Genomic DNA, 25,465 nt, shown 5'->3' with positions numbered 1-25,465 from the left:
CCGTCAGCCGGCCGGCGGCGGCGCGGCCGGAGTGGTTTCGGTCGTGGTCGTCGTCGCGGTGGTCTCGGTCGTGGTGGTCGGGGCGGGGGTGGTCGTGGTCGTGGCCCCTTCCGGTGCCGGCGAGGTCGGCGATGTTTCGGTGCCGGTCGCCGGCGGCGGAGCGACGGTCTCGGTGACCACCGAGGTGGTGGTGGTCGTCTCGGTGGTGGCGGTGGTGCTGGCCGGACTGATCACGCCGCAGGCGATGCGGGTGTCGACACCCTCCATCGCGCCGGGCAGGTGAGCGCCCTGGTGCAGGACGATGGCCGAACCCTCAGGCCCGGTCAGTTCCTCCTCGGTGAACGAGTCGCTGGTTACGACCAGTTTGCCGCCGCGGTCTGAGCGAACCAGCAGGGGCGGCAGGTCGCCGCTGGCGGGTTCGGCGGTGCTGCCCGGAGCCTGGAAGTGTTCCCCGGCGGAAGCGAAGTCGGGTCCTTCACACCGTCCGAACTGATGCAGGTGCACTCCGTGGAAGCCCGGGGACAGGTTGCTGTTGTCGACCGTCTCGATGGTGACGGTGGCGAAACCTTCGGTGAAGTCGATGGTCGCGTCGGCAACGGCGGTGCCGTCGGCCGTGGTCAGCTGGGTGGTCAGGCCCTGGGGCGCGGCGGCCTCTGACGTGGTGGTCGTCGTGGTGGCGGACTCATCGCCGGACTGGTTGGCGCAGCCGGCCAGTACCGCGGCAGGAGTGGCGAGCAAAGCGATGGCGACGGTGGCATGCTTGTTCATGGCCGACCCGTACCCACCCGACGCCGGCAGCAAACGACGAATATTGACCAGGCTGATCGGGCGGACCCTGGGGTCAGCGCCGGTTCTGGGCGGTGAACAGCGCGACAGCGCCGACGACGTCGACCGAGGCCTCCCGGAAATGGGTGTGCAACGCGGCGTTAAGACCGTCGAGATCGTCCTCGGTGTTGTGGAAGATGCCCGAGGCATTGAATCGGGCCATTGTGCGGCGCCCGAGGAAGCCGTGCTGCACGTCGCGGCCCAGCACGGTCGCGCCGAACAACACCCCGTCGTCGGTCAGGCGAGCCGCGATGTTTCCGACGGCGACGCTCTTGGTCTCCCAGGTGCCGGGCAGGCAGTGGAACAGGTAGTTCGCGCCGGCGGACTCGAAGGGTCCGGGCACCGGTAGAGGCGAGAAGACGTCGGCCTGGACGAGTTCCGGTGAGTACCTCTGCACCCGTTCCCCGGCCTTGGCCAGGCTGTTCGGGTTGAGGTCGAGCAGCGTCAGTTCCGGACGCGGACCCGGGAACGTGGCATGGTCCAGATACCAGCCGGTGCCCGGACCGATGTCGAGATGGCGACCGGTGACGTGGGTGTCGTACTGGCGCAGCATCACCTCTGCGGGGCACCGCCACACGAAACGGTTGTTGAACCCCACGACGTAGAGGTCATAGATCCGCAGCATCGACGACGTGTAGACCGCCGCGCCGCGGCTGACCTCTTCTGGATCCGGTAGTGGCGGTGTCATGGCAGGGATCATCCTGCCACCCGGTCACTGCGGATCGGGACCGGTGGTGGCGGACGCCGGCGGAGAAGACTGCTCCGATTCTGACTCGGCGTCCGGCGACGACGTCAGTGTCGCGGGTTCCGGGTCGGCAGTGTCGATGTCCGGGTCGGCGGTGCCGCTGTCGGTGCCGATGTCAGTACCGCTGTCGGTGTCGATGTCGATACCGCTGTCGATGTCGATGACGTCAGTCGGCGGGAGTTCCGCAGCGGCGTCGTCCACGTCATCGTCGGTGCGCACCGGATCTGCCCGGCCCCCGGCCGGCACATCCGTCTCGGTCGCCTCCGAATTCGTCGCCGGGGGTGCGGCGTCCGCCGTCGTCGGAATCTCATCGACTTCCCGCCGGGCGGCGTCGTGACGTCCTTCGACAGGTGCCACCTCGTCGAAGGGAAGGTCGCCGTACGGGTCCACCGCACCCGCGTACACGGGCGGCCCACCCACTCCGTAGGGACTCGTCGCGGGCTCGGTGTGGAAGGGTCTCAGGTCGGGATCACCGGCCAGGTAGCTGATGGCGTCGTCCCACCCGGTGGGTATTGCGGCGGCGAAATCGATTGCGGCGCGGAACAAGTCGGGGATGTACAGATACCGGGCGGGCGTCGGTTTGCCGGGGTTGACGGTGCGGTCGTATCCGGTCTCGATCAGCACGCGCAACGGTGCGTCGATCGCGATGGCCAGGGTCCGCCCCAGCAGCGGCACCCAGGTCAACGGCGTCAGCAACGGCGTGATCGGTGTGGGTATCAGGTAGTAGCTGGTGTCCTGATAGAGGCCCTGCAACTGGGGGGTGCCCACGTCGTAGTAATCGCCGTGCACCAGGACGGTCCCGAACATCGCATTGGCCACGGCGAGGAGATTCAGCGGGTTGGTGGGGAAATCGGTCCAGCCGTCGTACTGCCGGGCGATGTCGACGGTCACCATCGGCTTGGTGGACGGCGAGAAGGTCGGAGTGGGGCCGTCGAAGCTGATGCCGAGGAACGGGACATAGGCGCCGACAAAACGTTCGAGGATGCCACCGTTGGGCCGGTTCGGGTTGGCCAGCAGCAGGAAACTCACCGTCCCGTCGAGCGGGTGGGCGATCAGTTGCAACTTCTGTTTGGAGGCGATGGTCGCGCTCTCCGAATAGGCGAACACCAGGTACTCGTCGTCGGCGACCGCCTGCGACACCGTGGCGGTGTAGGGCGCGAGAGTCACGGTGCAGCTCACTCCGCGGGCGCAGTCGTCGAGGTTGGCCTGACCGATCGCCACCGATTCATCGAAGGGCAGGTCGAACAGTCCGGTGACGAACCTGATCTGTTCCGGGGTGTACACCGCGACGAGCGAGCACGGCAGACCACACAGACCGCTCGGCGCGATGTAATTCGAATCCGTGCCGGCGATGTAGGTCTGGATGTACTCGGGCGTGTCTCCCGGAATGCTCAGCGGGTGCGACGACCCCCCCATGATGAGCGCCGTCGCGGCATTGCCCAGCGCCGCCGAGAACGCCGTCGCGAGCGTCAGCAGAGCCGCGAGCAGGACAGCCGCCAGGACCCGCGGTGACCGCCTGCTCCGTCGCATGGTCATCCTCGCTCCCGGGGAGTCGCCGGTAGGTGCAGCGCCGAACCTACCGGCGACAAGTCACTGGCGCGTCGTCACTTCTGTTCGTCGTCGGACTTGCTCAATGCCCGGTCAGCGGTGTGAATCAGGTTGCGGTTGAACTGATATTGGGCGGCAACGAGCTTGTCGGCCAGCTCGATCGCCGCATCGACGAGCTTGGTGCGAAGCGGCTGCATCGCGTCGGGCACGGCCTCGTTGACCGTGTGACGGAAGGCCCGCAGCGCCTCAGCCGCCGCGTGCTGGCCCATCTTGGCTGATTCGCGCACCTCGTCGAGCAGGTCGGTCGACGGCGACGTCTCGGCTGGCTTCTCAACCACGTCAGACATGTCGGGGCCTTTCTCCGGATGGTTGTCGTCGAGGTCGACGCTATTGCGCTCGTCGGGACGGAACTATGGACGAAAGTCCACAAAATCGGCGACGTTGAGCCTTGACCTCGCCACGTTCGGCGACGTTTCTTGCCTGCAAGACGGCTCCCGCGCGAGCGCGCAGGGTCAAAGGTTGTCCAAAAGGGGTCCCTTCGCCCCTTCCCTCCTTCTGCGCCGTGGTCGAGCATCGGCACCCATGTCGGTGTTGATGACGGGGTTGCCCGGGTTCCTGGGCAGTTCGTTGCTGCCTCGGATTCTGGAGCGCGGCGACGACGAGGCGGAATGTGTCGTGCAGCGCCAGTTCGTCGAGACCGCCCACCGGCGCGTGGCCGAGCTCGGCGCCGTCGATCCCCAGTTGCCCCGGCGGGTCAGGGTCATCGAGGGCGACATCACCCAGCCCGGTCTCGGCGTGGACCGGCAGGCCCTGGTCGGTGTCACCGAGGCGTGGCATCTTGCCGCGGTGTACGACCTGACCATCTCCCGAGACATCGCACATCGAGTCAACGTCGCCGGAACCCGCAATCTACTCAATGCATTGGAGGGGTGCCCCGATCTGTCCCGGCTGCATCACATCAGCACCTGTTATGTCAGCGGCCGCTACGCCGGACCGTTCAGCGAGGATGATCTGGAAGTGGGGGCACCGTTCAACAACTTCTACGAGGAATCCAAACACCTCGCCGAGGCAGAAGTGCGACGGCGCATGTCGGAAGGCATGCCCGCCACGATTTACCGCCCCTCGATCGTTATGGGAGACAGCCGAACCGGCGAGACCCAGAAGTATGACGGTCCCTATTTCGTCATGCAGTGGTTGCTGCGCCAGCCGCGCAGGGCCTTCCTTCCGGTCGTCGGGGACCCCGACACGGTGCGGGTCAACGTGGTGCCGCGCGACTTCGTGGTCGACGCCCTGATACATCTGAGTGGACTGGCCGCGTCAGCCGGGCGCACTTATCACGTCGCCGATCCCCAACCGCTCACCGTGACCCAACTGATCGCAGCCTTGGCCGACGCGACTTGCCGCGACGTCACGTCGATACCGTTGCCTCGCAAGTGGGCCAAAGCGGCCATCCGCCACGTCCCCGGTGTGTACCGGCTACTTCGCATGCCTGCCGAAGCCGTCGACTACTTCGCCCATCCGACGTTCTACCTGACCGACAATCTCCGGGCCGATCTCGCCGGAAGCGGTGTGCAGCCGCCGCCGTTTCTCAGCTACGTCGATCGGTTGGTCGCTTTCATGCGGGCACATCCCGACATCGGATCAACGGCGATGTACTGAACCGGAGCCTCCACCGCAGGCCGTCTGCTTAGAGCACAAAGTCCTCGATTGCCGGCAAGCCGGTGTGGCTGGTGGCACGGCGCTCTAGCGTGGGAATGGGAGTACACGATGAGCGATTTCATGCGTAACAGCGACGCGTTCACCTGGTCGATGGAAAGCGATCCACGGCTCAGGTCGACCGTGGTGACGGTGCTGATGTTGGATCGGTCACCGGACTGGGCGGAGGTCCGCGGCCGGGTCGAGCGGCTCAGCCTGGAGTTGCCCATGCTGCGGCAGACCGTGGTTGATTCGCCGCCGCCCGCGCCGCCACGGTGGCAGGACTGCGCCGACTTCGATCTGGACTTTCACCTGCGCCGGATCGCCGCGCCGACGGGCGGCGGCTTCGACGCCGTGCTGGAACTCGCCCGGCTCGCGCAGATGGAGGACCTCGACCGGGCCCGGCCGATGTGGAAGCTCACGTTGGTCGAAGGCCTGCCCGACGGCGAAGCCGCGCTGCTGTGCACGTTCCATCACTCACTGACCGACGGCATCGGTGGCATCCAGATCGCGATGACGCTGTTCGGCCTGTCCCCCGAAATGCCGGCCGTCGAGGACGCTGCGCGCCCCGCGCCGCAGCGGTCTGCCCTTGATGACTACCGCGACTCCGCACGCTACGGCCTCGGGGTCGTCGGCTCGGCGGTCACCGGCGCCCTCTCCGCGCTCCCCCGACTCGTCGCCGACACCGTGCGCAGTCCGGTGAAGACGCTCGATTCCGCTGCGGCGATGGCGGCGTCGGTCTACCGCACGGTCCGTCCGGTCAACTCCACCGGGTCGCGGCTGATGACGCAGCGGACCCTGATCCGCCGGCTGGACGTGCTCGAGGTGCCGATGCCCCCGTTGCGGGAGGCCGCCCACCGCAGCGGCGGCGCACTGAACGACGCGTTCGTCGCCGGGGTGGCCGGGGGTCTGCGTCTGTATCACGAGAAGCACGGCACCGGCGTCGAAGCGCTGCACCTGTGCATGCCGATCAGCCTGCGGGCTGAGGGTGACGCGCCCGGAGGTAACCGAATCACGTTGATGCGTTTCGATATTCCGGCCGGCCTGACGGACCCCGCCGAACGCATCCGGCAGATCCGTGAACGCACCGAACGCGTGCGCCACGAGAAGTCGTTGCCGTACACCCAGGCGATCGCCGGGGCGCTGAACCTGATGCCGCGCTGGTACATCGGCTCCATCCTGCGCCACGTCGACTTTCTCTGCAGTGATGTGCCCGGCATACCGGTGCCGGTGTACCTGGGAGGCGCGAAGGTACGGATCCAGTACGCGTTCGGCCCGACGATCGGTTCGGCCGTCAACGTCACGCTGCTGACCTACGTCGACACCTGTGCGCTCGGTATCGACGTCGACAGCGGTGCGATACCCGACATCGGACTGTTCCGCGAATGCCTGCAGGCGGGCTTTGACGAGGTGCTGGCGCTGGCCGCTGATTGAGGCGGGCACCGCCCACTGACATATTCCTTGACAGGAATATGTCGGCAGTCGTAGCGTGGCGTCATGCAGGCGACGACGTTGGGGGCTCTCGCCGAGCCGAACCGCCTGAGGATCGTCGAACTGCTGCGCACAGGTCCGTTGTCGGTGGGCGAGATCGCCGAGACGTTGGAGATTCGCCAGCCGCAGGTGAGCAAACACCTTCGGGTGTTGGGTGATTCGGGGATCGTCGTCGGTGAAGCGCTGTCGCGCAAGCGCATCTACCACCTCGACCCTGCACCCTTCGAGGAGATCGGACGCTGGGTCGAGTCGTTCACCCACCTGTGGGAGGCCCGGCTCGACTCGTTGGGCCGCTATCTCGATTCGCTCGCCGACGGAGCCGACGGCGAGCCGACCGACCGCTGACCGCGCCGTGTACTGACCCGACGATTGGAGAATTCATGCTGTCCCAGATCTTCAAGAAGACCAAGAACCTGCACTTCGAACGCACCTACCGCGCCCCTGTCGCGACGGTGTGGCGGGCATGGACGCAACCGGACATGTTGCGGGAGTGGTGGGGACCGGAGAAGACGTTCGTCGCGGAGTGCGACGTGGATCTCACGGTGGGAGGGCGGATCTTCATCGTGATGGAAGCCGGCGAGGCCATGGGTAAGTATCAGGGCACCCGCTGGCCGATGTCGGGCACCTTCACGCTCATCGATGAGCCGACCCGGCTGCGATACGACGCTCGCTCGTGGACCGAGGGCGAGGAAGACGGTTCGACGATCCAGCACACCAATGCGATCACACTGACCGAACGTAACGGCGACACCGTCGTTGTCCTCGACATCGCCATCACGGCGATCGGTCCGAAGGCCAAGATGGCCGCGTTCGGCATGAAGTGGGGATACAAGGCGCAGCTCGACAAACTGGAGAAGTACCTGGCCAACCGGTGACGGTGCTCAGTGCTGTTGCCTGGGCGGAGTTTCCGGCGAGAGTCGCTCGCGCAGGCTGTCGTAGATCGGTTGGGAGCCCAACAGGTGCGCGGCGAGGACCGCCGCGGCCGTGGCGGCCAGCATCGGCACGGCGACCGACGTCGTCGCCGTCATCTCGATCACGATGACGATACCGGTCACCGGCGCCCGTACGGTGGCACCGAAGAATGCCGCCATACCCACCAGGGCCATCGGCACCGAGAGATGGGCGACGTCGCCGGGCCACACCATGTTGAAGACGCCGACGAACAGCAGTCCCCACAACGCGCCCACGGCCAGCAACGGCGCGAACAACCCGCCGGGCACTGCGGCCGAGTACGACAACGGCCCGGCGACGAACCGCATCAACAGATAGCCGACGACGACCGGCAGCACAAGGGCGTGACCGCTGAGGATCAGTTGAGTGAGGGTGTCCCCTCCCCCGACGCCGAGCGGCAGCACGAACATCGCCAGCCCGATGACCGCGCCGATGACGGTCGCTTTCGCCACGGCGGGGATGCGACGCAGTGCGGTGACGTGGTCGATGAACCACAACACCAGCGCGTTGTAGAGGGCGCCGAGCACACCGGCGAACAGCCCGAACACGATGAACAGCGGCAGCCAACCCAATGCGGGCGCAGGAATCGAAACCACCTGGAAATCCGGGTGATTGCCGAGCAGGAGCCGCGAGCACCCCACCGCGGAGGCCGCGGCGAAGATCGTGGCCACCACGGTCTGCACGCGGAATGACTTCGTCACTTCCTCGAGGGTGAACAGCGCGCCGGCGATGGGCGCATTGAAGGCGACGGCCAGACCCGCTCCGCCCAGCGCCGTCTGCATCATCCTGACTTCGCTATCGGGTAATCGGGCGCGCCGGGCCGCTTCGGCTCCCACCGCGGCACCCATGTGCACCGTCGGTCCCTCGCGGCCCAGCACCAGGCCCGATCCGATCGACAACACCCCGCCGACGAAGCGGGCCGGCAGCAGACGGATGCGGGGCAGGCGGGCCTCGCCGCGAAACACTGCCTCCACGTGTTGGATTCCGCTTCCGGCCGCGAGCGGTTCCCACCGCACGATCAGCGCGGCCAGTGTGGCGCCGGTTGCGGCGGCGGCCATCGGGATCAGGAATGACGGCCCCGGCAACTGGTGGGCCCAGTCGACCAGGTCGATACGCAGCCGCTCGGCGACCTGCAGGCACCAGCGGAACGCGCCGCCGACGAATCCGATGATGACACCGGCGGCCACCGCGGTTACGCAGATCACGACGGACATGCGCACTGACGGTGGCAGCCCGTCCGACGCCGCTGGCGCGGTCATGAGGCGAGCAACCGTTCTCCTCTGTCGCGGGGCCGGACTGAGTGTTCAGTGTGGCAGACAGCCTCACGCTGACACCGCATTCGCCGACGAAATAAGCCTAGTCAGATGACAATCATTTTCAATAACCGGGTCAGGGCGGTACGCTGCTAGTCGACGGCGGTGAGAGCTATCGAGCCGGCTGTGACAGATCACGGACGGAAACGCCAGCAGCACAACACCATCGAGCGCACGACCGAGTGGCGAGAGGCAGCATCGTGGACGGCACCGAACATTCAGCGGCCGTTGCAGACCGCACGTATAAGCCCGCGGCCCAGATGTCGTCGCTGTTCAGGTGGGTCGAGACACTGCACGACACCAAGACGTGGGGCAGCTTTCTCGACGCAGGAACCGGCGTGAAGTCGCTGGACTGGGTGCTCACCCTGCCGACCGAACGCTGGACGGCCGTGACGGCGGCGCAGAACATGGCCGACAAGACCCGCGCATCACTGGGTGAGCGCATGCGCGATCAGGATCGCCTACTGGTCGGCAACTGGGTCAATGACAGTCTCCTCACCGGTGAGTCCTTCGACACCGTGCTGGTGGACTATCTCGTCGGAGCCATCGAGGGCTTCGCTCCGTACTGGCAGGACCGGGTGTTCGAGCGGTTGCGCCCGCTGGTCACCGACGGCGGACGGCTCTATGTAATCGGGCTGGAACCGTACGTGCAGTTCACCCCGGACACCGCGAGCGGTCGGATGATTTGGGAGATCGGTCGGGCGCGCGATGCGTGCCTTCTATTGGCCGGAGAGCGGCCGTACCGCGAGTACCCCATGGATTGGATGCTGCGAAAGCTGGGACTCGCCGGTTTCCGGATGATCGATGCGCGACGCTTCCCCATCCGCTACCACGCGCAATACGTCCACAGCCAGCTAGACATGTGCCTGAATCGGCTCGAGCGTTTCGTCAGTACGGATCTCGGGGCCGCGATGCGCACGTACGTCGAGGATCTTCGGACGCGGGCCCTGGCCCTCCACGAGCAGGAGGGCGGCCTGCGCCACGGCTTCGACTACGTCATCGCCGCCGAACCGATGTCTTGAGCGACGCCCCGAGGGCGTCACCAAGCGGGCCGGGGGGTGCCAGTCCCGGGTAGACCGAGCGCCCAGTAGCTCGCGCTGCGGAAATGCCCGGCGGAGCTTCCGCCGGGCATCTCGCCCCCAGCGGTCACTTGCGTCGCGCCCGCATGCCCTTCCATTCACTGACCGTCGCGCTGAGAGCCCCTGTGAACCAGCGCCTTCCGAGAACCAACGCGCCCAGCGCGGCGATCAAACCCGTCCACACCAGCGGTGCCGTCCACGAAGTCGTGCGACTGGTCGGGACGGCGGCGAGATTCTCCGTCTCGTCGGCACCGAGGCTCGTTCCACGGTCATGGTCGTGGTCGTGGTCATGACCACCATGGTCATGGTCGTGACCACCATGGTCGTGGTTGTGACCACCATGGTCATGGTCGTGGCCACCGTGGTCGTCGTCGTGGTTGCCTGACCCGTGAGCGTGGGCGTGCCCGTATGCGCTGTGGTCATGCGCATGCCCGTGCGAACCGTGGGCGTGAGCATGACCCGCTTCGCCGTGATCGTGACCGTGGTCGTGCGACATTCCAACGAGCGCAACGTGGTCGTGGACGTGGTCATGGCCGTGACCCATCCCCGCTTCGGCGCCGTGGTCATGCGAATGGTCGTGTGCTAGTTCACCTTCGTGGCCATGATCGGTCCCGCCATGGCTGTGCCCGTGGTCGGCACCATCGCCGCCGTGGCTGTGGCCGTGGTCGGCACCATCGCCGCCGTGGCTGTGGCCGTGGTCGCCGCCATCGCCGCCGTGGCTGTGCCCGTGGTCGCCGCCATCGCCGCCGTGACTATGCCCGTGGTCGCCGCCGCCGAGGTATCCCTGGCCTTGGCCACGCGGGCGAGGACGTTCCCCGGACTCGTGATCGTGGTCATGATCATGGTCATCACCATCGTGATCGTGATCATGGTCATCACCATCGTGATCGTGATCATGGTCATCACCATCGTGATCGTGATGGTGGTCATCACCATCGTGGTCATGGTCATGGTCATCACCATCGTGATCGTGATCATGGTCATCACCATCGTGGTCGTGATCATGGTCATCACCATCGTGGTCATGGTCATGGTCATGGTCATCACCATCGTGGTCATGGTCATGGTCATCACCATCGTGATCATGGTCATGGTCATCACCATCGTGATCATGGTGGGGCTCGCGCTGGGACAGCACGTCAAAGTAGTTGCGCGTAGCTAGCTCTCTGCCGGCGCGCATCTCGGCATCTATGTCCTGACCGGCGTCGTCGCGGCCGGGTGCGGAATCGCGGATGTCATCCAGCTGATCCGGCCCTCCGCCGTCATCGCCGCGACGGGCCGGCGCGATGAGCGTCTCGCGTTCGTGGCCACCGGCGGGTGCAACGCCGTCGGCCATGTCACGGTCGACGCCCGGGTCGTGACGGTCGCCGTCACCGCCTTGCTGGCGGACACGCCGATCCTGATTATCAGGTTCTGTTCGCAATAACACCTCTCGGTCAGCACGGGTGTCCCTCCCGACATCGTCGGCCGCCTCATTTCGGCTCGGCGCGAACTCGCGCACGGCTCGGCGCGCATCGCGGTCGTCGCCAGGTCCACCACCGCCGCGAGCTGAGTTCCGTGGCGCTACTTGCTCAGCGGCGCGCTGGGCACCGGGCTCGAACCTCCGGACAGGATCGCGACCATGGGAGTCTCGACGAACGGCGCCGTCAGAGCTGCGGCCACTTCGGCGCGACTCGCGCGTGGTGCCGCCCCGGTCGCTCGAACCGGCGGTCCGCGCGCTGCTGTCTGCCGGACTCAGCGGCAGGATCGGACGCTGGTAACTGACCAGGTCGATGGCGTGGCTGCTCACGACGTGTTGGCGCCGGGTGTCGCCGGACGGATTGTCGTCGACCCCATAGGCGCCGACCAGCATCACCACCGATGCCGACGATGAGACCGCCCACAACCACTGCTCACGCACGCTGAAAACCTCAATCCACTCGATTCATGCCCCGCGCAGCACATTAATGGGAATGGTTATCATTAGCAATAAGCGCCGCAGCGCGGCGGCACCGAGGGGGCCACCGCCGCCACCGAACGCCGGCAGCTCCTGGCTGCGCGCGGCGGCTCCATCGACCGCCCGCTCGCTGAGCTTTAGGGCCTCGTAGCATGGGACATGCTGATGGATAACGGTATTCAACGTCTGCCGTTGAAGGTGTCGACATGCTCGCCGATGCCGCCGTGGGCCCGCGAGGAGAAGGTCGACGCCGTGAGGTACTCCGTCTCCTAGTCTCGAAGCAATGGCACCGGACGACGAAGGGCACACTCTGCGGTCGCGGCTGTCGACGTCGGCATCGGCGGCCCGCGATGCGGTGGGCAGCCACGTGCGGGTGCGCTTCGCGGCCCTGCCCCGGCCGGTGCGGCAGGCGGGCCGGCTCATCTATCGCACCAGCCGCTCGACGATCAGGGATCGGGTGCCGGGCCTGGCCGCCGAGGCAGCGCTGTTCACACTGATCTCCCTGCCGGCGCTGCTGCTGGCCATCATCGGTTCGCTGGGTTTCGTCGCGGCCTCGCTGAGCCCTGAGGGCACCGAACGGTTCCGCACGGTCGTCCTCGAGATCCCCCGATCGTTTCTCTCCGATCCCACCTACGGGTCCTACGAGCAGATCGTGGACACCGTGCTGAACTCGACCCGCGGCGGCGTCGTCTCGGCCGGCATCGTGCTGAGCATCTGGACCGGATCACGTGCGGTGAACCGGTATTTGGAGACCATCACCATCGCCTACAACGTCGACCCGCGGGCGGGGTGGCGACAGCGCCTGTTGGCGCTGGGGCTGACCATCGGACTGCTCCTCGGTGCGGTCGCCGTGCTGCCGGCGCTGGTGTTCGGCCCGCAGATTCTTCAGTGGCTGTTGCCCGACACCGTCGCCGACGCGACGCTGCGGTTCTTCGAGCTGGCATTCTGGCCGGCTGTCGTGCTGCTGGTCCTGGCCGGGCTGGCGACGCTGTACCACGTGGGCGTGCCGTGGCACACCCCGTGGCGCCGGGATGTCCCGGGGGCGATTCTGGCGATGGTGTTGTGGCTGCTGGCATCCGCGGCGCTGCGGGCCTACCTGGCCCTGACGGTCCAGACCGATGCCGTGTTCACCCAACTCGCGGTACCGATCGCAGTCGTGTTGTGGCTCTACATCACCGCATTCGCGGTGCTGCTGGGCGCGGAATTCAACGCCGAGATCGAGAAAATGTGGCCGTGCGACAAGCATCCCTGGCGGCTACGCAGTCTTCTGCGCCGGCGGCGCAGCAGCGAGTCTCTTACGCAACCCTGCTGACATGCGCCGCGGACTCCCCGATGGTCGCCGACGCGCCGACGCCGATCATGGTGCGTAACAGCGCGTCATGCTGGCGTCGGCCGCGGTGATCGGCGCGCTCCATTCCGCCGGGCAGGCTCAGAGCGGCCACGCTGCGCGCCAGGTTCACCGGCATCTTGAGCAGCGGATACCACGGCAGCGAGTACGACGGCAGCCCCAGTGACCGCACGGCGCGACGGCCGAGGAACGCACTGGTGATGGACAGATGCTGGGCCCGGGCGATGCGCCGACGCAGGCCGGGCAGCCTGTCGTAGTGCCAGGACAGCGGGTCATCGACCATCGGCACGGCCAGCTGTTTGGTCGATTCGTCGGGTGCGGCCAGCGCGGAGAGCGTGTGCGCGAGCACCCGCACGCTGTCGCGGAAACTTCTGGGCAGCCAGTGATCTTCGACGCCGATGAGCCAGCCGACGTACCGGGTCAGGTGAGCCACAGCGCTGTACTCCGAGGGCGACAGCACCACCCCCATGCCCACCGCACCGACGGCCGGCGCGACGAGTGCGCCGACCAGCGTCGCCGCCATGTCTGTCTGATTGACCGGCACGCCCCATTCGCTCGTGCGCCAGTCCGGCATGGCCGCCACGTGCCGGCGCACGAACGAGTGGATGAGCCGCACTCGGATCGTCGACCGGTATCCCACCCCGAGCGGCTCCAGGCCGTCCTCGGCGATGACGTCCATCGCCCACTGCATGGTCTCGGCGAACCGCTTGTTCGACCCCTTCTCCAGGGCGCCGGTGCGCAGCAGTGTCTTGTTGAAGCCGGAGAACTGATAGCCGCCCAGCAGCGACACGTCACGGGCCAGGTACATCCCGTCGGCACCGCCGCGCCGCAGCGCCCGTTGCCCCCGGCGCACCAGGTCGAGGTCCACCCACTCGGGGCGCTTCTCGACGCTGTCGAAGAATTCCCGCAGCGGGGCCGGAGCGTCGGTGACATTGGCGATGCCGTCGGTCAGCGCGCGCTCGAACAACGGTCGCGTCTGTTCCACTCCGGTGGCAACCATCCAGTCGACCAGTCGATCCATCGGCTCGTCACCGACGGTCAGGCGTTCGCCGAGAACCTGCCACTGCTGAGCTGTCGGGTTCGCGATCGCCAACGCCGTCGCGATGGCGCGCACCCCGGCCGGGATGGGCCGGGGCCGCTCGGGATGGCGCGTCGGGATGGGCACGCTCACAGCAGCTCCTCCTCGAGCTAATTCTGACAACACGCGTAGTCAAAGTGACCGTAGACGGAGGCCCGGTCGGTGTCAACGACGGGTCCGGCCTGCGGGGACCGGATTCGGGAGTGTCCGAACTCTGACGAATTCGACCGCCACCGGCGCGACACCCCGCGCTCGGGCACGATGGCGGTGACGGCTCGGCGAGGAGGTCTGGACATTCACCGTTTCGGTTGCTTCGCATCGGGTTCGGGCGTGCTCGGCGGACGACGATGAGTGCCCGGCCCGTCCCCGGGAAGCCCGGCCCCGGGCAGGAGTCGGTGTGGGACTACCCGCGGCCGCCGCGGCTGGAGCCGTTCGCGGGCTCGATCACCGTGGAGTTCGCCGGCGCCACCGTCGCGTCGACGACCCGGGCCTGGCGGGTCCTGGAGACCAGCCATCCCCCGACCTACTACCTGCCACGGTCGGCCTTCGCCGACGGCGCCCTGCGCGACACGGCCGGGTCCTCGTGGTGTGAATGGAAGGGCGCCGCGACCTATTACGACGTGGTGGCCAACGGTCGCGTCGCGCACCGCGCCGCCTGGACCTACCTGCATCCAAGCCGCGGTTTCGAGGAGATCGCCGGGGCGGTGGCCGTGATGGCGGCCATGGTGGACCGCTGCACGGTCAACGGCGAGGACGTCATCCCGCAGCCCGGCGGGTTCTACGGCGGCTGGATCACCAGCACCGTCGTCGGACCGTTCAAGGGGATACCGGGTTCCCTGGGGTGGTGAGGCGTCAGGAAGCCGCCAGCGAATTGCCCTCTCGCGGGGTCGAAGTCGACCCGGAGCCGCCCCGGAGACGTGGGCGCAGACCGTAGTCGTCGGGGCGCAGGGTCATGTCGGCGTAGCTGGCCAAGTCCTGTTCGGTCCCGAGCGTGAGCTCGACGGCCGTCTTCGCCTGGAACAGCGCGATGACCGCCTGCTGGTGATGCTCGGTACCGAAGGACGTGAGGGCCAGCGCCAGCTTGCGGTCGACGTACTGCACCGACCGTTGCAGCTCGGAGTCACTCGGTTGCTTTGGGCGGGAACGTGTTTCAGTTGCCGTGTCGATACCCAGCCCGCTGTACCAGCGGTGCCCGAGCGCACCGAGGATGGCAGCGCAGGCCGGGATCACCAGTACTGTGCACAGTAGGCCGAGGGTGCCCTCGAACGCGAGCGCGCCCACGAACCCGAGCAGCAGCAGCACGCTGGCCGCGAACAGCAGGCGCGCCGCCGGGGGCACCGCGGCGAGTCCGCGCCACATCTGCCGCACGGCGCCCGCGCCGGATCGGGCGGTCTTGGCCACCAGACCAGCGGCGGAGGTGAGGATCTTGATCGCGGCGCGACCGGCGTCGTCGACATGCTTGCGGGTGATGGGCGACTTCGGCATCGACCACTGTCGCTGCGGGGTCACCGGGGCCGGATCCGCCGCCCCGTCGGCGGCGGGCTGAGGTGCGGCAGGTACGTCCAACTGTTCAGCCGCAGCGTCTTCGTGCGGGCCCGCCTTAGTCACATCCGCATCAGAAGTCACTTTGGCATCATCGCGCAAACTGGCCGCGGGCTCACTCTGGCGCGCCGATACCGATCGATTTCCTGCCCATTCGCCGCTGCGCGAGCGGCGGACTTGCATCCGATGCTCTCGAACCGGACAGAGCGGGTAACCACCGCTCATGACGTCGTTGTTGCTGGGGCCTCTGCTCCGACATGTGGGACATACTGAGGCCACCGTCTTTGTGGAATGCGACGGCCCCTGCCAGGTGGAGGTACTCGGTCGTACGGCAGACACCTTCGAGATCGACGGACATCACTTCGCCGTCGTCTGTGTCGAGGATCTCGACCCGGACCGCGAACATCCCTACCAGGTGCATCTGGATGGCCGTCCGGCGTGGCCGCCGCCCGACTACGAGTTCCCGCAGCCGCGTATCCGCCTGATCCGTGACGACGGGCGGCTTCGGCTGTTGTTCGGGTCGTGCCGGGCCTCGGGTCCGCACCGGCCACCGGACACCCATCAGCGGTGGTGGCACAAGAAGGGTAAGGGCATCGACGCGCTGCGCACCTACGCGCTGCGAATGTTGCGGCAGCCCTCGGCCCTGTGGCCCGACACGGTGATGATGGTCGGCGATCAGCTCTACGCCGATCAAGTGCCAGACCCCATCAAAGACATCGTCGCCGACCGGCAGGTGCACGCGAACGGACCGGTGGAGGTCCTCGAAGACTTCCAGGAGTACTGCCTGGGCTACCAGGATGCGTGGTCCGAGCCGGTGGTGCGCTGGCTGCTGTCTACGGTGCCGTCGGCGATGATCTTCGACGACCACGAGATCAACGACAAATGGAACACCTCGCAGGCGTGGCTGGACGCCATGCGCCAGACCGACTGGTACGAGACCCGGATCATCGGCGGCCTGATGGCCTACTGGATCTATCAGCACCTCGGCAATCTCAGTCCCGCAGAACTGGCCGAGCACAAGACTTTTCGGCAGATCACCGAGACCCGGGACGGCAGCGAACTGGTGCGCGACCTCGCCCGGCGAGCCGAATATCAGGACGGCCACTCCCGGTTCAGCTTCTGCCGCGACCTCGGGCCGGCACGACTGCTCATGCTCGATTCGCGCACCAGCCGACGACTCGAGCCGGGTAACCGCCGGATCATGAGTCCCGACGAATGGGATTGGATCAAGTCGAAGGTCGACGGGCGCTACGAACACCTGCTGATGGCGAGTCCCACCCCGTTCTTCCTCCCGGCAGGGATGCACTTCCTCGAAACCTGGGCCGATGCCGTCACCGACAGCACCTGGGGCCGGTGGGGCAGCCGGCTCGGCGAGCGGGCCCGCATGGCCGCCAACCTCGACCATTGGGCCTGCTTTCAGCTCAGCTTCAGCGAGCTCGAACAGCTGATCCTCGACGTCGCGGCCGGCCGCTGCGGCCGAACACCCGATTCCCTGATGATGTTCGGCGGCAATGTGCACCACTGTTGGGTGGACGAGGTGAGCCTGCCCCCGGATGCCCCCGACTCCGCGATGCGGATTTGGAACACCGTGTGCTCGGGAATGCGTAAGGAGGTCTCCCTGGGCCAACGGATCAGCCTGCAGGTGGGACACACCCGACCGGTCGCCTGGATCGCCCGTGGGCTGGCCCGGGCCGCGCGAGCCCGCCGCCCGCAGCTGAGCTGGCGTCGGGTCACCAGAACGCACTTCCGCAACCAGATCGGCACGTTGGTGATCGCCGACGGCGAGGCCGGGGTGCACATCGAGCGGGTCGACGGCGGATGGCGCAAACCACGACTGGTCACCGTGATCGAGCACAAGCTCGTGTAACGCGGCCCCCGCGCCTAGCGCTGCGCCGTAGGCTGGTTGAGGATGAACGACAAAGCCGCCACCCGCAAAGAGCTCTTCCGGACCGCGAAGGCATTGGGCGTCGACGTCCCGGCGAAAGCAACCAAGCGCGAGCTTCTCGCCGCATTGGGTGATGGGTCAGCCGATACACACCGCGACGACGCCCGGGATTCCGAGGAGACCGACGCCGGCGGGCGGGTGTCGGCGCGCGACGACAGTGACGCCTCCCACCACGCGGACGGACGCCCGCGCGTCGCCAGCCAGATGGACGCTTTCCGCAGACTCGCGGCCGCCCGCTCGGACGGGGGCGTCACCCCGTCGCCGCGCGTACTCACGGGCAACGATCGCCGCATCCATGTGCGCCAGACCATCCGGGAGGATCACCAACTGCGCATCGCGCGGCACAACGAAGAGGCCTTCGAGAAGTTCGACAAGCTCGCCGGGTCGCGGTTCTCGTTCTTCCGCGGAACCGCGCTGCTGTTCTACCGCGACATGGTCGGCGACGACGCGTGGATGCCCACGGTGCTGGCCGCCGGGGACGTCCATCCGGAGAACTTCGGCGTCATGCCCAACGCCGACAACGTGCCGATCTTCGGCATCGACGACTACGACGAGGTGTTCTACGCGCCGTTCACCTGGGACCTGAAACGCGGCGCGACCGGGTTCCTGATCGCCGCTGACGAAATCGGCGGCTACGGAAAGAGCAAGCGCCGCAAGATCGCCCGCGCGTTCGTGCGCGGCTACGCCGACCAGGTCCGGGTGTATGCGGCCGACAACACCGAGGAAGCGGCGGATCTTCGGCGCGACAACGCCCCGAAGCTGATCGCCGACCTCTTCGACGAGGCGACCTCGGGCGGGCGGGCCGCCTGGTTGACCAAGAAGTGCTACAACGAGAACAAAACGGGCTTCAAGGCCAGTAAGAAACTCGTGCCCATCACCAGCCGCCGCGACGAGTTCCAGGAGCTGATCGACCGCTACGTCGCCGAATCCGGGATCACGGTGCCCCCGCGGGCCGGCGCGATGCAGGTCAAAGACGTCGCTGAGCGGCGCGGCCAGGGCACCGCGTCGCTGGGCCTGGTGCGCTACTACGTGATGATCGAGGGCCCGCTCACCGACGCGTCGGATGACCTGCTGTTGGAGTTGAAGCAGGCGCGCCGATCGGCGCTCGAGGGTCTGGTGCCGTCCTCCGAGCATGTCGTCGACGGCAACGCCGACCGCGTGGTGCACGGCCAACGAGTGCAATTGGTCAGCGGCGACACGTTCTACGGCAGCATCAAGCACCGCGGCATCAGTTTTCTGGTGCGGGAACGCTCGTGGTTCCGCGACGACATCGACCTCGAGGATCTGTCGTTCGGGCAGTGGCGCGACTACGCCCGCATCTGCGGAGAGGTGCTCGCCCAGGCTCACGCGCTCTCCGACGAAGCGGGCCTGCTCGACCACGACGTCGAACCCGACATTGTGGATGCGATGGGGGTCACCGAGCTGTTCGTCGACGATATCGTCCGCTACGCCGAGGAGGCCGACAAACGGTGCCGCCGCGACCACGACGCGTTCCGCGATGACCACGAACTCGGCGCGTTCCGCCGCATCGACCTCGTCTACCGGTGAGCACCGGCAGGCATTCCGGACAAGGAGACAAACCCTGATGCAGCTGTCTGCCGATCGCGCCGACCGGGTCGATGCGATCCAGAAGATGATCTTCACGCTCGCCGACGCGATCGCGCCCGTCGTCGATCTGTCCCGCGTCTATGTCGACGGGCTCGATGGGCTTCCTCGCGATGGACGCTTCCTTCTCGTCGGCAACCATACGGTGTCGGGGTGGGTTGAGGTGGTGTCGATCCCCTACTTCGTGCATCGCGAGCTCGGGACGCGGGTGCGGGGTCTGGCGACCCGCCAACTGGCCGACGTGACCGGGTTGGCGCGGGACGTTCTCGACGCGGCGGGAGCAGTGGTCGGCGACCCCGAGACGGCGGCAGAGCTGATGCGCCGCAACGAGACGGTGCTGGTCTTCCCCGGCGGTGGTCGCGACATGCTCAAGTTCAAAGACGAGGAATACCAGTTATTCTGGGAGGGCCGCAGCGGATTCGCGCGGCTGGCCATCGCTCACGACTACCCGATCATCCCCGTGGGTCTCGTCGGCGGTGACGATGTTTACCACAGCATCGTCGAACGTGACGGCACCTGGGAACGCATGACCCGCGGCCTCGGCCGGCGACTGCACGGCGTGACCGGTGTGGGCATCCCGTTGACGCGTGGGCTGGGACCCACGCCGATACCGCGACCGCAGCGGATGTATCTGCGGTTCGGAACCCCGATCGAGACGAGACGGCCCACACACGTGGAAACCCCCGACTGGGAAGCCACCGTCAAGGAGCGCACCCAGACCGCCCTGGAAGCGATTCTGCGCGATCTGCAGGAGAAGCGGTCCACCGACCCGTTCCGCCACCTCAACCCGCTCGCCTGGGGGAAGGCGACTCGACCCTCGGGCGGTTGAGGATCTGGCCGAAGCGGGTCATCTCAGGTCGCACTGACCCCCGGAATACGTCCTTCGCGGAAGGCCTCGACGAAGTGGCGGTGGTCGTCTCGCACAATCCTCGAATATTCGAGACCGAATTGGACGATGTCTGAGACGAATTCGTTCTCCGCATCGCCGATCACGTCGACGATCGCCTCCTCGGTCTGGAAGCCGACCAGCGACTGGTCGCTGTCGGCATCACTGACACAATGCATTTTGGCCACCGCGCGACCGAGCTGCTCGATCACGTCGGCGAGTTCCGCAGGTTCGGTCAGGTCGCTCCAGTCCAAATCCGCCTCATACGGCGATATTTCGCTGACGACAAAACCAACCCCATTGATGTCGGTGTAGCCCAGCAGTGGATCGGCGTGTGCCTGCAGAGCCCGTTGTGACACGGCCGTGCGATGTCCGTGGTGAGTGAAGTAGCGGTGCACGTCGAGATCGTCGACAACCCGGCTGGGCGCCGCGACGTTGCCCTGTTTCATCGACAGCACCGCGTCGTTGTCAAGCGCCTGGTTGAAACCCTCGATCAGCACCGTGTAGGCCGGGAGTCCGGCGCTGCCGATGCCGAATCCCGTCTTGGCGATGACGTCTTTGACGTCGTAGGTGATGCCGCGGAACCGCTGCGTTCGCGGAATGGTGTCGAGATACCGGTGAAACGCGTCGACGACCGTGTCGCGCTCCTCCCGACCGAGCCGCACGACGCCCGGCAGGTCACGAAACCGACGGTCGGATTCGTCGACCACGGTCAACCGGTCGAGCATCTGCGAGCGCGTCGACAACCGTGCAGTCTGCAGTGCGGTGAGCACCGCCCCGCTGGCAGTCTGCAGATTCAAGGCGAAGGACGCATCGTCGGCACTCTCGACGTACCACCGCACCTGACGCACATAGGCGCGGGTGAACGTCTCGATCAACGCGCCGATCTGGCGGTCAGACAGAGCCTTCTGCCAACACATCAGGGCGACACTGGCGGCGAAGCGCTGCAGGTCCCACGTGAAGTGACCGACATAGGCCTCGTCGAAATCGTTCACATCGAAGATCAGTACCCCGGCACCGTCCATGTAGGTTCCGAAATTCTCGGCATGCAGGTCGCCCTGGATCCACACCCGGCTCGTACGTTCGTCGGCCCAGCGATCCTCGCGCGCGTGGACGTCGGCGTAGAACAGGCAAGCGCTGCCGCGATAGAACGCGAACGGGTCGGCCGCCATCTTGCGGAACTTCGTGCGGAACGCCCCCGGGTCGGCGCTCATCAGGTCGCTGAATGCGGTCAACAGGCTCTCGACGATGAACGATTCCCGGGCGTCCGGCCTCGTCACCTCATCTTGGAACTCAGGCATTGGCACCAGGGTAGGCGTCGCCGTGTCCGGGCAAATGCAGTAGCGCAGTACTGCACCGGCTTGCGCGACGCTGAGCCACGATCCTCTCAAAGCCGCAGGCAGTGCCCGGCGAGAGGAACGACGATGGACAACGAGGGGTACATCGTTCGGGTCGGCGGGTTGGCGGTAGCCCTGGGACGGGAATTGCAGTGGCTACCGCCAACCCGACGGTCGGGAGTCCCGCGATCAGAAGGTCAGCGCGCCGAGTCGGCTCTCGTGAGCAGCAGCGCTGCCTCGTTGTAGGGAAACGCTCTGTAGAGCAGCCGGGAACTCGGTCGGACGAGGTCCGCGGCGTCGGCCTTGCTCACCACCTGCGGGTTGGTCAGAGCGACGTCCCGCCCCCGCTTGCGCAGTACCGTCGGCCCGCCGGCCAGTACATTTTTCAGCCAGTCGGTCTGCGGGCCGTACCCGATGAGGACGGCGTAACCGTCGTGGGTCGCAAATACGAGTAGGGGCGTGCGATAACGCTTGCCCGACCTCCGCCCCACGTGCTCGAGCGTCCCGAGGTTCGGCAGCCACGGTGTGATCGCACGAGCCGCCGGATTGGTGATCCGCTTGTTGAATTCCGCGATTCGCCGAGGCATGCGCATAGTCGGATCTTAGGTAGTGGCCCGGGTGGTGCCTCGAGAACGCGTTGACACACCGCGCGGCTCGGCGAGCTGCAGCGACCTTGACATTTGGCCACCTTCGGACGGTTCGGTCATGGTGCCCCCAGTCGGACTCGAACCGACACTGTGCGGATTTTAAGTCCGCTGCCTCTGCCAATTGGGCTATGGGGGCGTCGCGGTGCAGCTTATTTCAGAGCGCTGACGTCGCGGGACGGTGGCCCGCGGCGCATGCAAAAGGGGCGCCTCGGTGAGGCGCCCCTTTCCGGTGCTCTGCGGGCTACGTGACGTCGCCTACTTGACGTCGACGAAGTAGGTGCGCCCGGCGGGGACCTGGATGCGGTCATCGCCTTGGGCGTCCCACACCCATTCGGTGAACTCCGGGCCGGGGCGCACCGAGACCACGGTGGCCTCGCCCAGCGGGGTGCTGCCCTGACGGTTGACGATGACGCGGTTGCCCTCGGCCTCGAGCGCGCTGATGGTGGCCCCGGCGTCCCCGGAGCCCGACGGCGCGGCGGCAGCCGGGGCCGCCAATCCAAGCACGGCGACCGATAGTCCGGCGGCCGCGGTGGCGGCGATGGTGAAATTCTTCATTGCTCTATCCCTCGTTCGGGTCTCAAGCCGTGGAGCGAATCACGCGGTTTCGACATCTGGTGCGATCGTGATCGATCTGACCTGTTAAACCGGCAGGTCAGCGCGTAAATTTCCACTGGCAGAAATTGAACGACGGCTGGCCGGATCTTGATTCCGGCCGGCAAGAGCGCCGCCTAGGGCCTCGTGGTGGCGCAACCCAGAGGCCCTACCCTCGGGCCCGTCACAGTCCGCTAGCTGGTCGGCGGCTCGTAGTGGGCGTGCGGGTTCTTCGCGTGCCAATCGCGTTGTTCCCATTGCACTTTGCGGTGCATCCGGGCCAGCCACAGCAGGCCGCCGCCGATCAGCAGCGCCGCGACGGCCACACCGATCACGCCGCCGAGGGCGGCGGAGTTGGCCAGCGAGTACAACCCGACCACCAGCGCGAGCACCCCGAGACCGACGGCGATCAGTCCGGGCGCGTTGTGGCCGGCCTTCATCGTCTCCCCGGCATGCTGGCGGGTGGTGCGGGCATGGTCGACCGGATCTTGTGAGGTGTCAGGCATTGTCGTTCTCCTCTCGCCGCAACGTCTTGGCGTTGCTCACTGGTAGGGCGGGTAGTCGGACTGCCGCAACGTCCGCGCCAGGTGCATGGCGTTGCGTGCGGCCGCCGCGGTGGCCGAGGCCACTGATTCGGGGACCTCGTCGATGTCCTTGTAGTCGGTCGACCCCATCGCCGGGCCGTTCCAGTACGTGCATCCCTGCGCCGGGATGCTGAAGCCGAGGTCGTTGAGCCCTTGGAAGACGTCGGCGACCACCTTGTGCGCGCCGTCCTCGTTGCCGACCACACTGACGATCGCCACCTTGCCGGCCATCACCGGTCGGCCCTGATCATCCTCGGTCGACATGTCGGCGTTCAGACGTTCCAGCACCCGCTGCGTGACCGAGGAAGCATGTCCCAGCCAGATCGGCGTACTCAGCAGCACCACATCGGCAGCCATGACCTTCTCGCGGATCTTCGGCCACTCGTCGCCGTCACCCATGTCGGCCTCGATGCCGGGGGCGATGGCGTAGTCGACGCAGCGCACCGCCTCACATTCCGCGCCCTCACCGCGCATGGTCTTGAAGACGTCCTCGGCGATGAGGGCGCTGCTGGATTCGTCCGGGCTGCGCTTGAGGCTGCAGATCAGCCCCAGCGCACGCACCGGTGTCGTGGTTTCCGCCATGCCGGCCAGATACCCGACGTGATCATGACCAAACGACGCCCTCGAGGCCGGTAATGATTACGACATAAGCAACCTGGGGTTTCAGCGTCCGGTGCGGTGGGCATCACTGGACGGACGCAACGTAGGAGGTCCGTCATGAGTGAACCGCGCTCCGAAAAGGCCGAATCCGACGTCGAGCCCGATCCCAAGGTCGCGGGATCCCGCGCCGACGACGAGAGCGACGACCCGAATGCGGGGCCGTATGTCGGCCGCGTCGGCTCCGATGACGATATCGACGCCGAGGAGTCCGGCGCCGAGGCCCGCGCCAAGACCGAGTGACCTCAGTGGCTGCGTAGCTTGGCGATGAGCTTGTCCTTGGTCAGGTGGGAGTAGTTCGACAATCCGAGTTCCTTGGCGCGTTTCTTCAGATCCGCGACGCTCCAGTCGTAGTAGGAGCCTGAACTTCCCCCCTTGCGACCGACAGCTGATTTGCCGCGGGCGGCCGCGGCGTTGGCGATCCGCGCGGCCTTCTCCTTCGAATTTCCTTCGCTGCGCAGCTCTTCATACATCTTCTCGTTCTTGATCGACGAGTTCGGCATGCTGTCCTCCTCCGTAAGACGGCTGTCCCCTCGGGTTCCACACTCCCGGAGGCGCCAAACACGCGCGTTCAGCTGCGCGCCACGCGTCGGATCAGCATGCGGGTGGCCTTCTCGAGGACGGCCTGGGCATCGTCGGGTCTGGTCATCTTGGTGGCCCGCTTGGTCGCTGACGCGATGGTGAGTCCCCGCTCGTAGCCGGTGACGACGCGTGGGTCGACGTAGGACGACCGGGCCACCGCCGGCGTGTTGCCCAGCTCCTCGGAGACCTCCTTCATCACCCCCGCCGTCGCGCGCTTGATCGCGGTTTTCGACGTCGGCGGTTTGGCGTCGGCGAACGCGGCGGCCGCCAGCACCGTGCCGTGCCAGGTTCGCAGATCTTTGACGGTGTAGTCCGCCCCGACCAGCTCCTTGAACCGGGCGTTGAGGTCATCGGCGCGCACATCGACCCAGTCGCTGTTGCCGCTGCGACACACCAGAAGTCGCCCCGACCGATCGGTACGACGCATCAGCGAGCGGACGGCGCGGACCACCTCGGGATCGTCGACCTCCACGGTGCGCTGCACCCCGCTCTTCGCCGGATAGTCGAATTCGACCGCATCCTTCTTCAACGTCACGTGCTCGCACAGCAGCGTCGCCAGACCGTAGTGTTCGTGCTCTTCGGCGGACTGCTCGCCGCCCGCGCGAAAGTATCCGCGGTCCAGCAGTTGCAGCGCCAGCGCGAGCACCCGGTCCCGCGTCAGCCCGCGGCCCGCAAGATCTTTGGCGATTTCGGCACGCCACTGCGGCAGCAGCGCCGACATCTCCAGTACGCGGTCGAACTTCTCTTCGGCCCGCTCCAGCTGCCAGCGCTCGTGGTAGAGGTACTGGCGGCGCCCGGCAGCGTCGGTGCCCACCGCCTGGATGTGCCCGTTGGGCTTCGGGCTGATCCACACGTTCTTCCAGGCCGGTGGGATGACCAGCTCTTTGATGCGTTGCGCGGTGTCGGGATCGGCGAGCAGTTCACCGTCGGGTCCGTAGTAGGCAAACCCCTTGCCGCGCCGTTTACGTTTGATCCCTGGAGTGTCGAGCTTGCTACGCGTCAGCCGCACTGCCGGGAGCTTCCGTCCGTCGTGGATTCACCGTCCGGGAATACCCGCCGACGACGGCTCATACACCGTCT

The 25,465-nt window shown here is 66.7% G+C and carries 27 protein-coding genes and 1 tRNA gene; 13 read left to right on the top strand and 15 right to left on the bottom strand.

Translation table 11 applies throughout. The annotated features are described in order from the left end of the window. Positions 1 to 3: 3 nt before the first annotated feature. The 4 genes from G6N31_RS26780 to G6N31_RS26765 all read right to left on the bottom strand — a co-directional run bounded on the left by G6N31_RS26780 (position 4) and on the right by G6N31_RS26765 (position 3,465). A complete protein-coding gene (locus tag G6N31_RS26780) occupies positions 4 to 768 on the bottom strand; it encodes a superoxide dismutase family protein (protein ID WP_098002792.1) in 765 nt (254 codons plus the stop codon). A 73-nt stretch (positions 769 to 841) separates the two neighbouring features. Continuing rightward, a complete protein-coding gene (locus tag G6N31_RS26775) occupies positions 842 to 1,513 on the bottom strand; it encodes a class I SAM-dependent methyltransferase (protein ID WP_098002791.1) in 672 nt (223 codons plus the stop codon). Between the two features lie 24 nt (positions 1,514 to 1,537). Then, positions 1,538 to 3,106: a PE-PPE domain-containing protein gene (locus tag G6N31_RS26770; protein WP_234815244.1), complete on the bottom strand. Its 1,569-nt coding sequence runs from the start codon at positions 3,104 to 3,106 to the stop codon at positions 1,538 to 1,540. Positions 3,107 to 3,174: 68 nt separating this feature from the next. Further along, positions 3,175 to 3,465 carry a hypothetical protein gene (locus tag G6N31_RS26765; RefSeq protein WP_098002790.1) on the bottom strand — a complete coding sequence of 97 codons (291 nt, stop codon included), beginning with the start codon at positions 3,463 to 3,465 and terminating at the stop codon, positions 3,175 to 3,177. 235 nt (positions 3,466 to 3,700) lie between these two features. Here G6N31_RS26765 and G6N31_RS26760 point away from each other — a divergent pair, with 235 nt between their 5' ends. The 4 genes from G6N31_RS26760 to G6N31_RS26745 all read left to right on the top strand — a co-directional run bounded on the left by G6N31_RS26760 (position 3,701) and on the right by G6N31_RS26745 (position 7,179). After that, the gene (locus G6N31_RS26760) at positions 3,701 to 4,777 is read left to right on the top strand and encodes an SDR family oxidoreductase (protein WP_098002789.1); all 1,077 of its coding nucleotides are present in this window, start codon (positions 3,701 to 3,703) and stop codon (positions 4,775 to 4,777) included. A 108-nt stretch (positions 4,778 to 4,885) separates the two neighbouring features. Continuing rightward, a complete protein-coding gene (locus tag G6N31_RS26755; RefSeq protein WP_098002788.1) occupies positions 4,886 to 6,247 on the top strand; it encodes a wax ester/triacylglycerol synthase domain-containing protein in 1,362 nt (453 codons plus the stop codon). 63 nt (positions 6,248 to 6,310) lie between these two features. Then, positions 6,311 to 6,649: an ArsR/SmtB family transcription factor gene (locus G6N31_RS26750; RefSeq protein ID WP_098002787.1), complete on the top strand. Its 339-nt coding sequence runs from the start codon at positions 6,311 to 6,313 to the stop codon at positions 6,647 to 6,649. A gap of 35 nt (positions 6,650 to 6,684) precedes the next feature. Further along, on the top strand, positions 6,685 to 7,179 hold the full coding sequence (locus G6N31_RS26745; RefSeq protein ID WP_098002786.1) for an SRPBCC family protein: 495 nt from the start codon (positions 6,685 to 6,687) through the stop codon (positions 7,177 to 7,179). A gap of 6 nt (positions 7,180 to 7,185) precedes the next feature. On the opposite strand, the gene G6N31_RS26740 is transcribed toward G6N31_RS26745, so the two are convergent. Further along, positions 7,186 to 8,514 (bottom strand): H(+)/Cl(-) exchange transporter ClcA, encoded by a 1,329-nt coding sequence (locus G6N31_RS26740; protein ID WP_098002785.1) that lies wholly within the window; start codon positions 8,512 to 8,514, stop codon positions 7,186 to 7,188. A 254-nt stretch (positions 8,515 to 8,768) separates the two neighbouring features. On the opposite strand from G6N31_RS26740, the gene G6N31_RS26735 reads away from it, so the two are divergent. The 4 genes from G6N31_RS26735 (at position 8,769) to G6N31_RS26720 (ending at position 12,895) form a co-directional block, all read left to right on the top strand. Further along, positions 8,769 to 9,590, top strand: coding sequence for a class I SAM-dependent methyltransferase (locus G6N31_RS26735; RefSeq protein ID WP_234815242.1), 822 nt, complete (start codon positions 8,769 to 8,771; stop codon positions 9,588 to 9,590). Positions 9,591 to 10,074: 484 nt separating this feature from the next. Further along, a complete protein-coding gene (locus G6N31_RS26730; RefSeq protein WP_163722407.1) occupies positions 10,075 to 10,233 on the top strand; it encodes a hypothetical protein in 159 nt (52 codons plus the stop codon). 15 nt (positions 10,234 to 10,248) lie between these two features. Continuing rightward, positions 10,249 to 10,809 carry a hypothetical protein gene (locus tag G6N31_RS27180; protein ID WP_163722405.1) on the top strand — a complete coding sequence of 187 codons (561 nt, stop codon included), beginning with the start codon at positions 10,249 to 10,251 and terminating at the stop codon, positions 10,807 to 10,809. Between the two features lie 1,057 nt (positions 10,810 to 11,866). Further along, positions 11,867 to 12,895: a YihY/virulence factor BrkB family protein gene (locus G6N31_RS26720; RefSeq protein WP_098002784.1), complete on the top strand. Its 1,029-nt coding sequence runs from the start codon at positions 11,867 to 11,869 to the stop codon at positions 12,893 to 12,895. Here G6N31_RS26720 and G6N31_RS26715 read toward each other — a convergent pair. Then, positions 12,879 to 14,102 carry an oxygenase MpaB family protein gene (locus G6N31_RS26715; protein ID WP_098002783.1) on the bottom strand — a complete coding sequence of 408 codons (1,224 nt, stop codon included), beginning with the start codon at positions 14,100 to 14,102 and terminating at the stop codon, positions 12,879 to 12,881. The two genes, G6N31_RS26720 and G6N31_RS26715, sit on opposite strands and share 17 nt — an antisense overlap. Positions 14,103 to 14,356: 254 nt before the next feature. On the opposite strand from G6N31_RS26715, the gene G6N31_RS26710 reads away from it, so the two are divergent. Continuing rightward, entirely contained in the window at positions 14,357 to 14,857 is a 501-nt protein-coding gene (locus tag G6N31_RS26710; protein ID WP_098002782.1) for a DUF427 domain-containing protein, read from the top strand. A gap of 4 nt (positions 14,858 to 14,861) precedes the next feature. Here the strand turns inward: G6N31_RS26710 and G6N31_RS26705 are convergent, their stop codons facing one another. Then, the gene (locus tag G6N31_RS26705) at positions 14,862 to 15,617 is read right to left on the bottom strand and encodes a hypothetical protein (RefSeq protein ID WP_234815241.1); all 756 of its coding nucleotides are present in this window, start codon (positions 15,615 to 15,617) and stop codon (positions 14,862 to 14,864) included. Positions 15,618 to 15,810: 193 nt separating this feature from the next. On the opposite strand from G6N31_RS26705, the gene G6N31_RS26700 reads away from it, so the two are divergent. From G6N31_RS26700 to G6N31_RS26690, 3 genes are read left to right on the top strand one after another with little or no spacing between them, the layout of a single operon-like run. After that, entirely contained in the window at positions 15,811 to 17,418 is a 1,608-nt protein-coding gene (locus G6N31_RS26700; RefSeq protein WP_163722403.1) for a DUF7800 domain-containing protein, read from the top strand. A 42-nt stretch (positions 17,419 to 17,460) separates the two neighbouring features. After that, complete coding sequence (locus tag G6N31_RS26695) at positions 17,461 to 19,044, top strand: DUF2252 domain-containing protein (protein WP_234815240.1); 1,584 nt, start codon at positions 17,461 to 17,463, stop codon at positions 19,042 to 19,044. 37 nt (positions 19,045 to 19,081) lie between these two features. Continuing rightward, positions 19,082 to 19,930 (top strand): lysophospholipid acyltransferase family protein, encoded by an 849-nt coding sequence (locus tag G6N31_RS26690; RefSeq protein WP_098002780.1) that lies wholly within the window; start codon positions 19,082 to 19,084, stop codon positions 19,928 to 19,930. Between the two features lie 23 nt (positions 19,931 to 19,953). On the opposite strand, the gene G6N31_RS26685 is transcribed toward G6N31_RS26690, so the two are convergent. The 6 genes from G6N31_RS26685 to G6N31_RS26660 all read right to left on the bottom strand — a co-directional run bounded on the left by G6N31_RS26685 (position 19,954) and on the right by G6N31_RS26660 (position 23,728). Continuing rightward, complete coding sequence (locus G6N31_RS26685; protein ID WP_098002779.1) at positions 19,954 to 21,288, bottom strand: DUF2252 domain-containing protein; 1,335 nt, start codon at positions 21,286 to 21,288, stop codon at positions 19,954 to 19,956. 233 nt (positions 21,289 to 21,521) lie between these two features. Continuing rightward, a complete protein-coding gene (locus G6N31_RS26680) occupies positions 21,522 to 21,917 on the bottom strand; it encodes a nitroreductase family deazaflavin-dependent oxidoreductase (protein ID WP_098002778.1) in 396 nt (131 codons plus the stop codon). Between the two features lie 113 nt (positions 21,918 to 22,030). Beyond that, positions 22,031 to 22,107, bottom strand: a tRNA-Leu gene (locus G6N31_RS26675). A 119-nt stretch (positions 22,108 to 22,226) separates the two neighbouring features. Next, complete coding sequence (locus tag G6N31_RS26670; protein ID WP_098002777.1) at positions 22,227 to 22,526, bottom strand: hypothetical protein; 300 nt, start codon at positions 22,524 to 22,526, stop codon at positions 22,227 to 22,229. Positions 22,527 to 22,756: 230 nt separating this feature from the next. Continuing rightward, entirely contained in the window at positions 22,757 to 23,068 is a 312-nt protein-coding gene (locus G6N31_RS26665) for a hypothetical protein (RefSeq protein WP_098002776.1), read from the bottom strand. 36 nt (positions 23,069 to 23,104) lie between these two features. Then, a complete protein-coding gene (locus tag G6N31_RS26660) occupies positions 23,105 to 23,728 on the bottom strand; it encodes a flavodoxin family protein (RefSeq protein ID WP_098002775.1) in 624 nt (207 codons plus the stop codon). 135 nt (positions 23,729 to 23,863) lie between these two features. On the opposite strand from G6N31_RS26660, the gene G6N31_RS26655 reads away from it, so the two are divergent. Continuing rightward, complete coding sequence (locus G6N31_RS26655) at positions 23,864 to 24,046, top strand: hypothetical protein (RefSeq protein WP_098002774.1); 183 nt, start codon at positions 23,864 to 23,866, stop codon at positions 24,044 to 24,046. A gap of 2 nt (positions 24,047 to 24,048) precedes the next feature. On the opposite strand, the gene G6N31_RS26650 is transcribed toward G6N31_RS26655, so the two are convergent. Together G6N31_RS26650 and G6N31_RS26645 are read right to left on the bottom strand one after the other, a co-directional pair. Then, positions 24,049 to 24,306: a DUF7218 family protein gene (locus tag G6N31_RS26650; RefSeq protein ID WP_098002773.1), complete on the bottom strand. Its 258-nt coding sequence runs from the start codon at positions 24,304 to 24,306 to the stop codon at positions 24,049 to 24,051. 68 nt (positions 24,307 to 24,374) lie between these two features. Then, a complete protein-coding gene (locus tag G6N31_RS26645; protein ID WP_098002772.1) occupies positions 24,375 to 25,394 on the bottom strand; it encodes a DNA topoisomerase IB in 1,020 nt (339 codons plus the stop codon). Positions 25,395 to 25,465: the final 71 nt, after the last annotated feature.

Source organism: Mycolicibacterium duvalii (genome assembly GCF_010726645.1).
GTDB classification, from domain to species: Bacteria; Actinomycetota; Actinomycetes; order Mycobacteriales; family Mycobacteriaceae; genus Mycobacterium; species Mycobacterium duvalii.
The sequence above is the reverse complement of the archived record's forward strand: the minus strand, read 5'-3'. Positions and strand labels throughout refer to the sequence as shown.

Coding starts and splice junctions, on each gene's coding strand:
- G6N31_RS26750 (WP_098002787.1), top strand. CDS start 6,311: ATGCAGGCGACGACGTTGGGGGCTCTCGCCGAGCCGAACCGCCTGAGG.
- G6N31_RS26770 (WP_234815244.1), bottom strand. CDS start 3,106: ATGACCATGCGACGGAGCAGGCGGTCACCGCGGGTCCTGGCGGCTGTC.
- G6N31_RS26730 (WP_163722407.1), top strand. CDS start 10,075: ATGCCCGTGCGAACCGTGGGCGTGAGCATGACCCGCTTCGCCGTGATC.
- G6N31_RS26765 (WP_098002790.1), bottom strand. CDS start 3,465: ATGTCTGACGTGGTTGAGAAGCCAGCCGAGACGTCGCCGTCGACCGAC.
- G6N31_RS26680 (WP_098002778.1), bottom strand. CDS start 21,917: ATGCGCATGCCTCGGCGAATCGCGGAATTCAACAAGCGGATCACCAAT.
- G6N31_RS26690 (WP_098002780.1), top strand. CDS start 19,082: ATGCAGCTGTCTGCCGATCGCGCCGACCGGGTCGATGCGATCCAGAAG.
- G6N31_RS26720 (WP_098002784.1), top strand. CDS start 11,867: ATGGCACCGGACGACGAAGGGCACACTCTGCGGTCGCGGCTGTCGACG.
- G6N31_RS26740 (WP_098002785.1), bottom strand. CDS start 8,514: ATGACCGCGCCAGCGGCGTCGGACGGGCTGCCACCGTCAGTGCGCATG.
- G6N31_RS26695 (WP_234815240.1), top strand. CDS start 17,461: ATGAACGACAAAGCCGCCACCCGCAAAGAGCTCTTCCGGACCGCGAAG.
- G6N31_RS27180 (WP_163722405.1), top strand. CDS start 10,249: ATGATCGGTCCCGCCATGGCTGTGCCCGTGGTCGGCACCATCGCCGCC.
- G6N31_RS26745 (WP_098002786.1), top strand. CDS start 6,685: ATGCTGTCCCAGATCTTCAAGAAGACCAAGAACCTGCACTTCGAACGC.
- G6N31_RS26760 (WP_098002789.1), top strand. CDS start 3,701: ATGTCGGTGTTGATGACGGGGTTGCCCGGGTTCCTGGGCAGTTCGTTG.
- G6N31_RS26775 (WP_098002791.1), bottom strand. CDS start 1,513: ATGACACCGCCACTACCGGATCCAGAAGAGGTCAGCCGCGGCGCGGCG.
- G6N31_RS26780 (WP_098002792.1), bottom strand. CDS start 768: ATGAACAAGCATGCCACCGTCGCCATCGCTTTGCTCGCCACTCCTGCC.
- G6N31_RS26755 (WP_098002788.1), top strand. CDS start 4,886: ATGAGCGATTTCATGCGTAACAGCGACGCGTTCACCTGGTCGATGGAA.
- G6N31_RS26670 (WP_098002777.1), bottom strand. CDS start 22,526: ATGAAGAATTTCACCATCGCCGCCACCGCGGCCGCCGGACTATCGGTC.
- G6N31_RS26665 (WP_098002776.1), bottom strand. CDS start 23,068: ATGCCTGACACCTCACAAGATCCGGTCGACCATGCCCGCACCACCCGC.
- G6N31_RS26710 (WP_098002782.1), top strand. CDS start 14,357: ATGAGTGCCCGGCCCGTCCCCGGGAAGCCCGGCCCCGGGCAGGAGTCG.
- G6N31_RS26655 (WP_098002774.1), top strand. CDS start 23,864: ATGAGTGAACCGCGCTCCGAAAAGGCCGAATCCGACGTCGAGCCCGAT.
- G6N31_RS26660 (WP_098002775.1), bottom strand. CDS start 23,728: ATGGCGGAAACCACGACACCGGTGCGTGCGCTGGGGCTGATCTGCAGC.
- G6N31_RS26685 (WP_098002779.1), bottom strand. CDS start 21,288: ATGCCTGAGTTCCAAGATGAGGTGACGAGGCCGGACGCCCGGGAATCG.
- G6N31_RS26650 (WP_098002773.1), bottom strand. CDS start 24,306: ATGCCGAACTCGTCGATCAAGAACGAGAAGATGTATGAAGAGCTGCGC.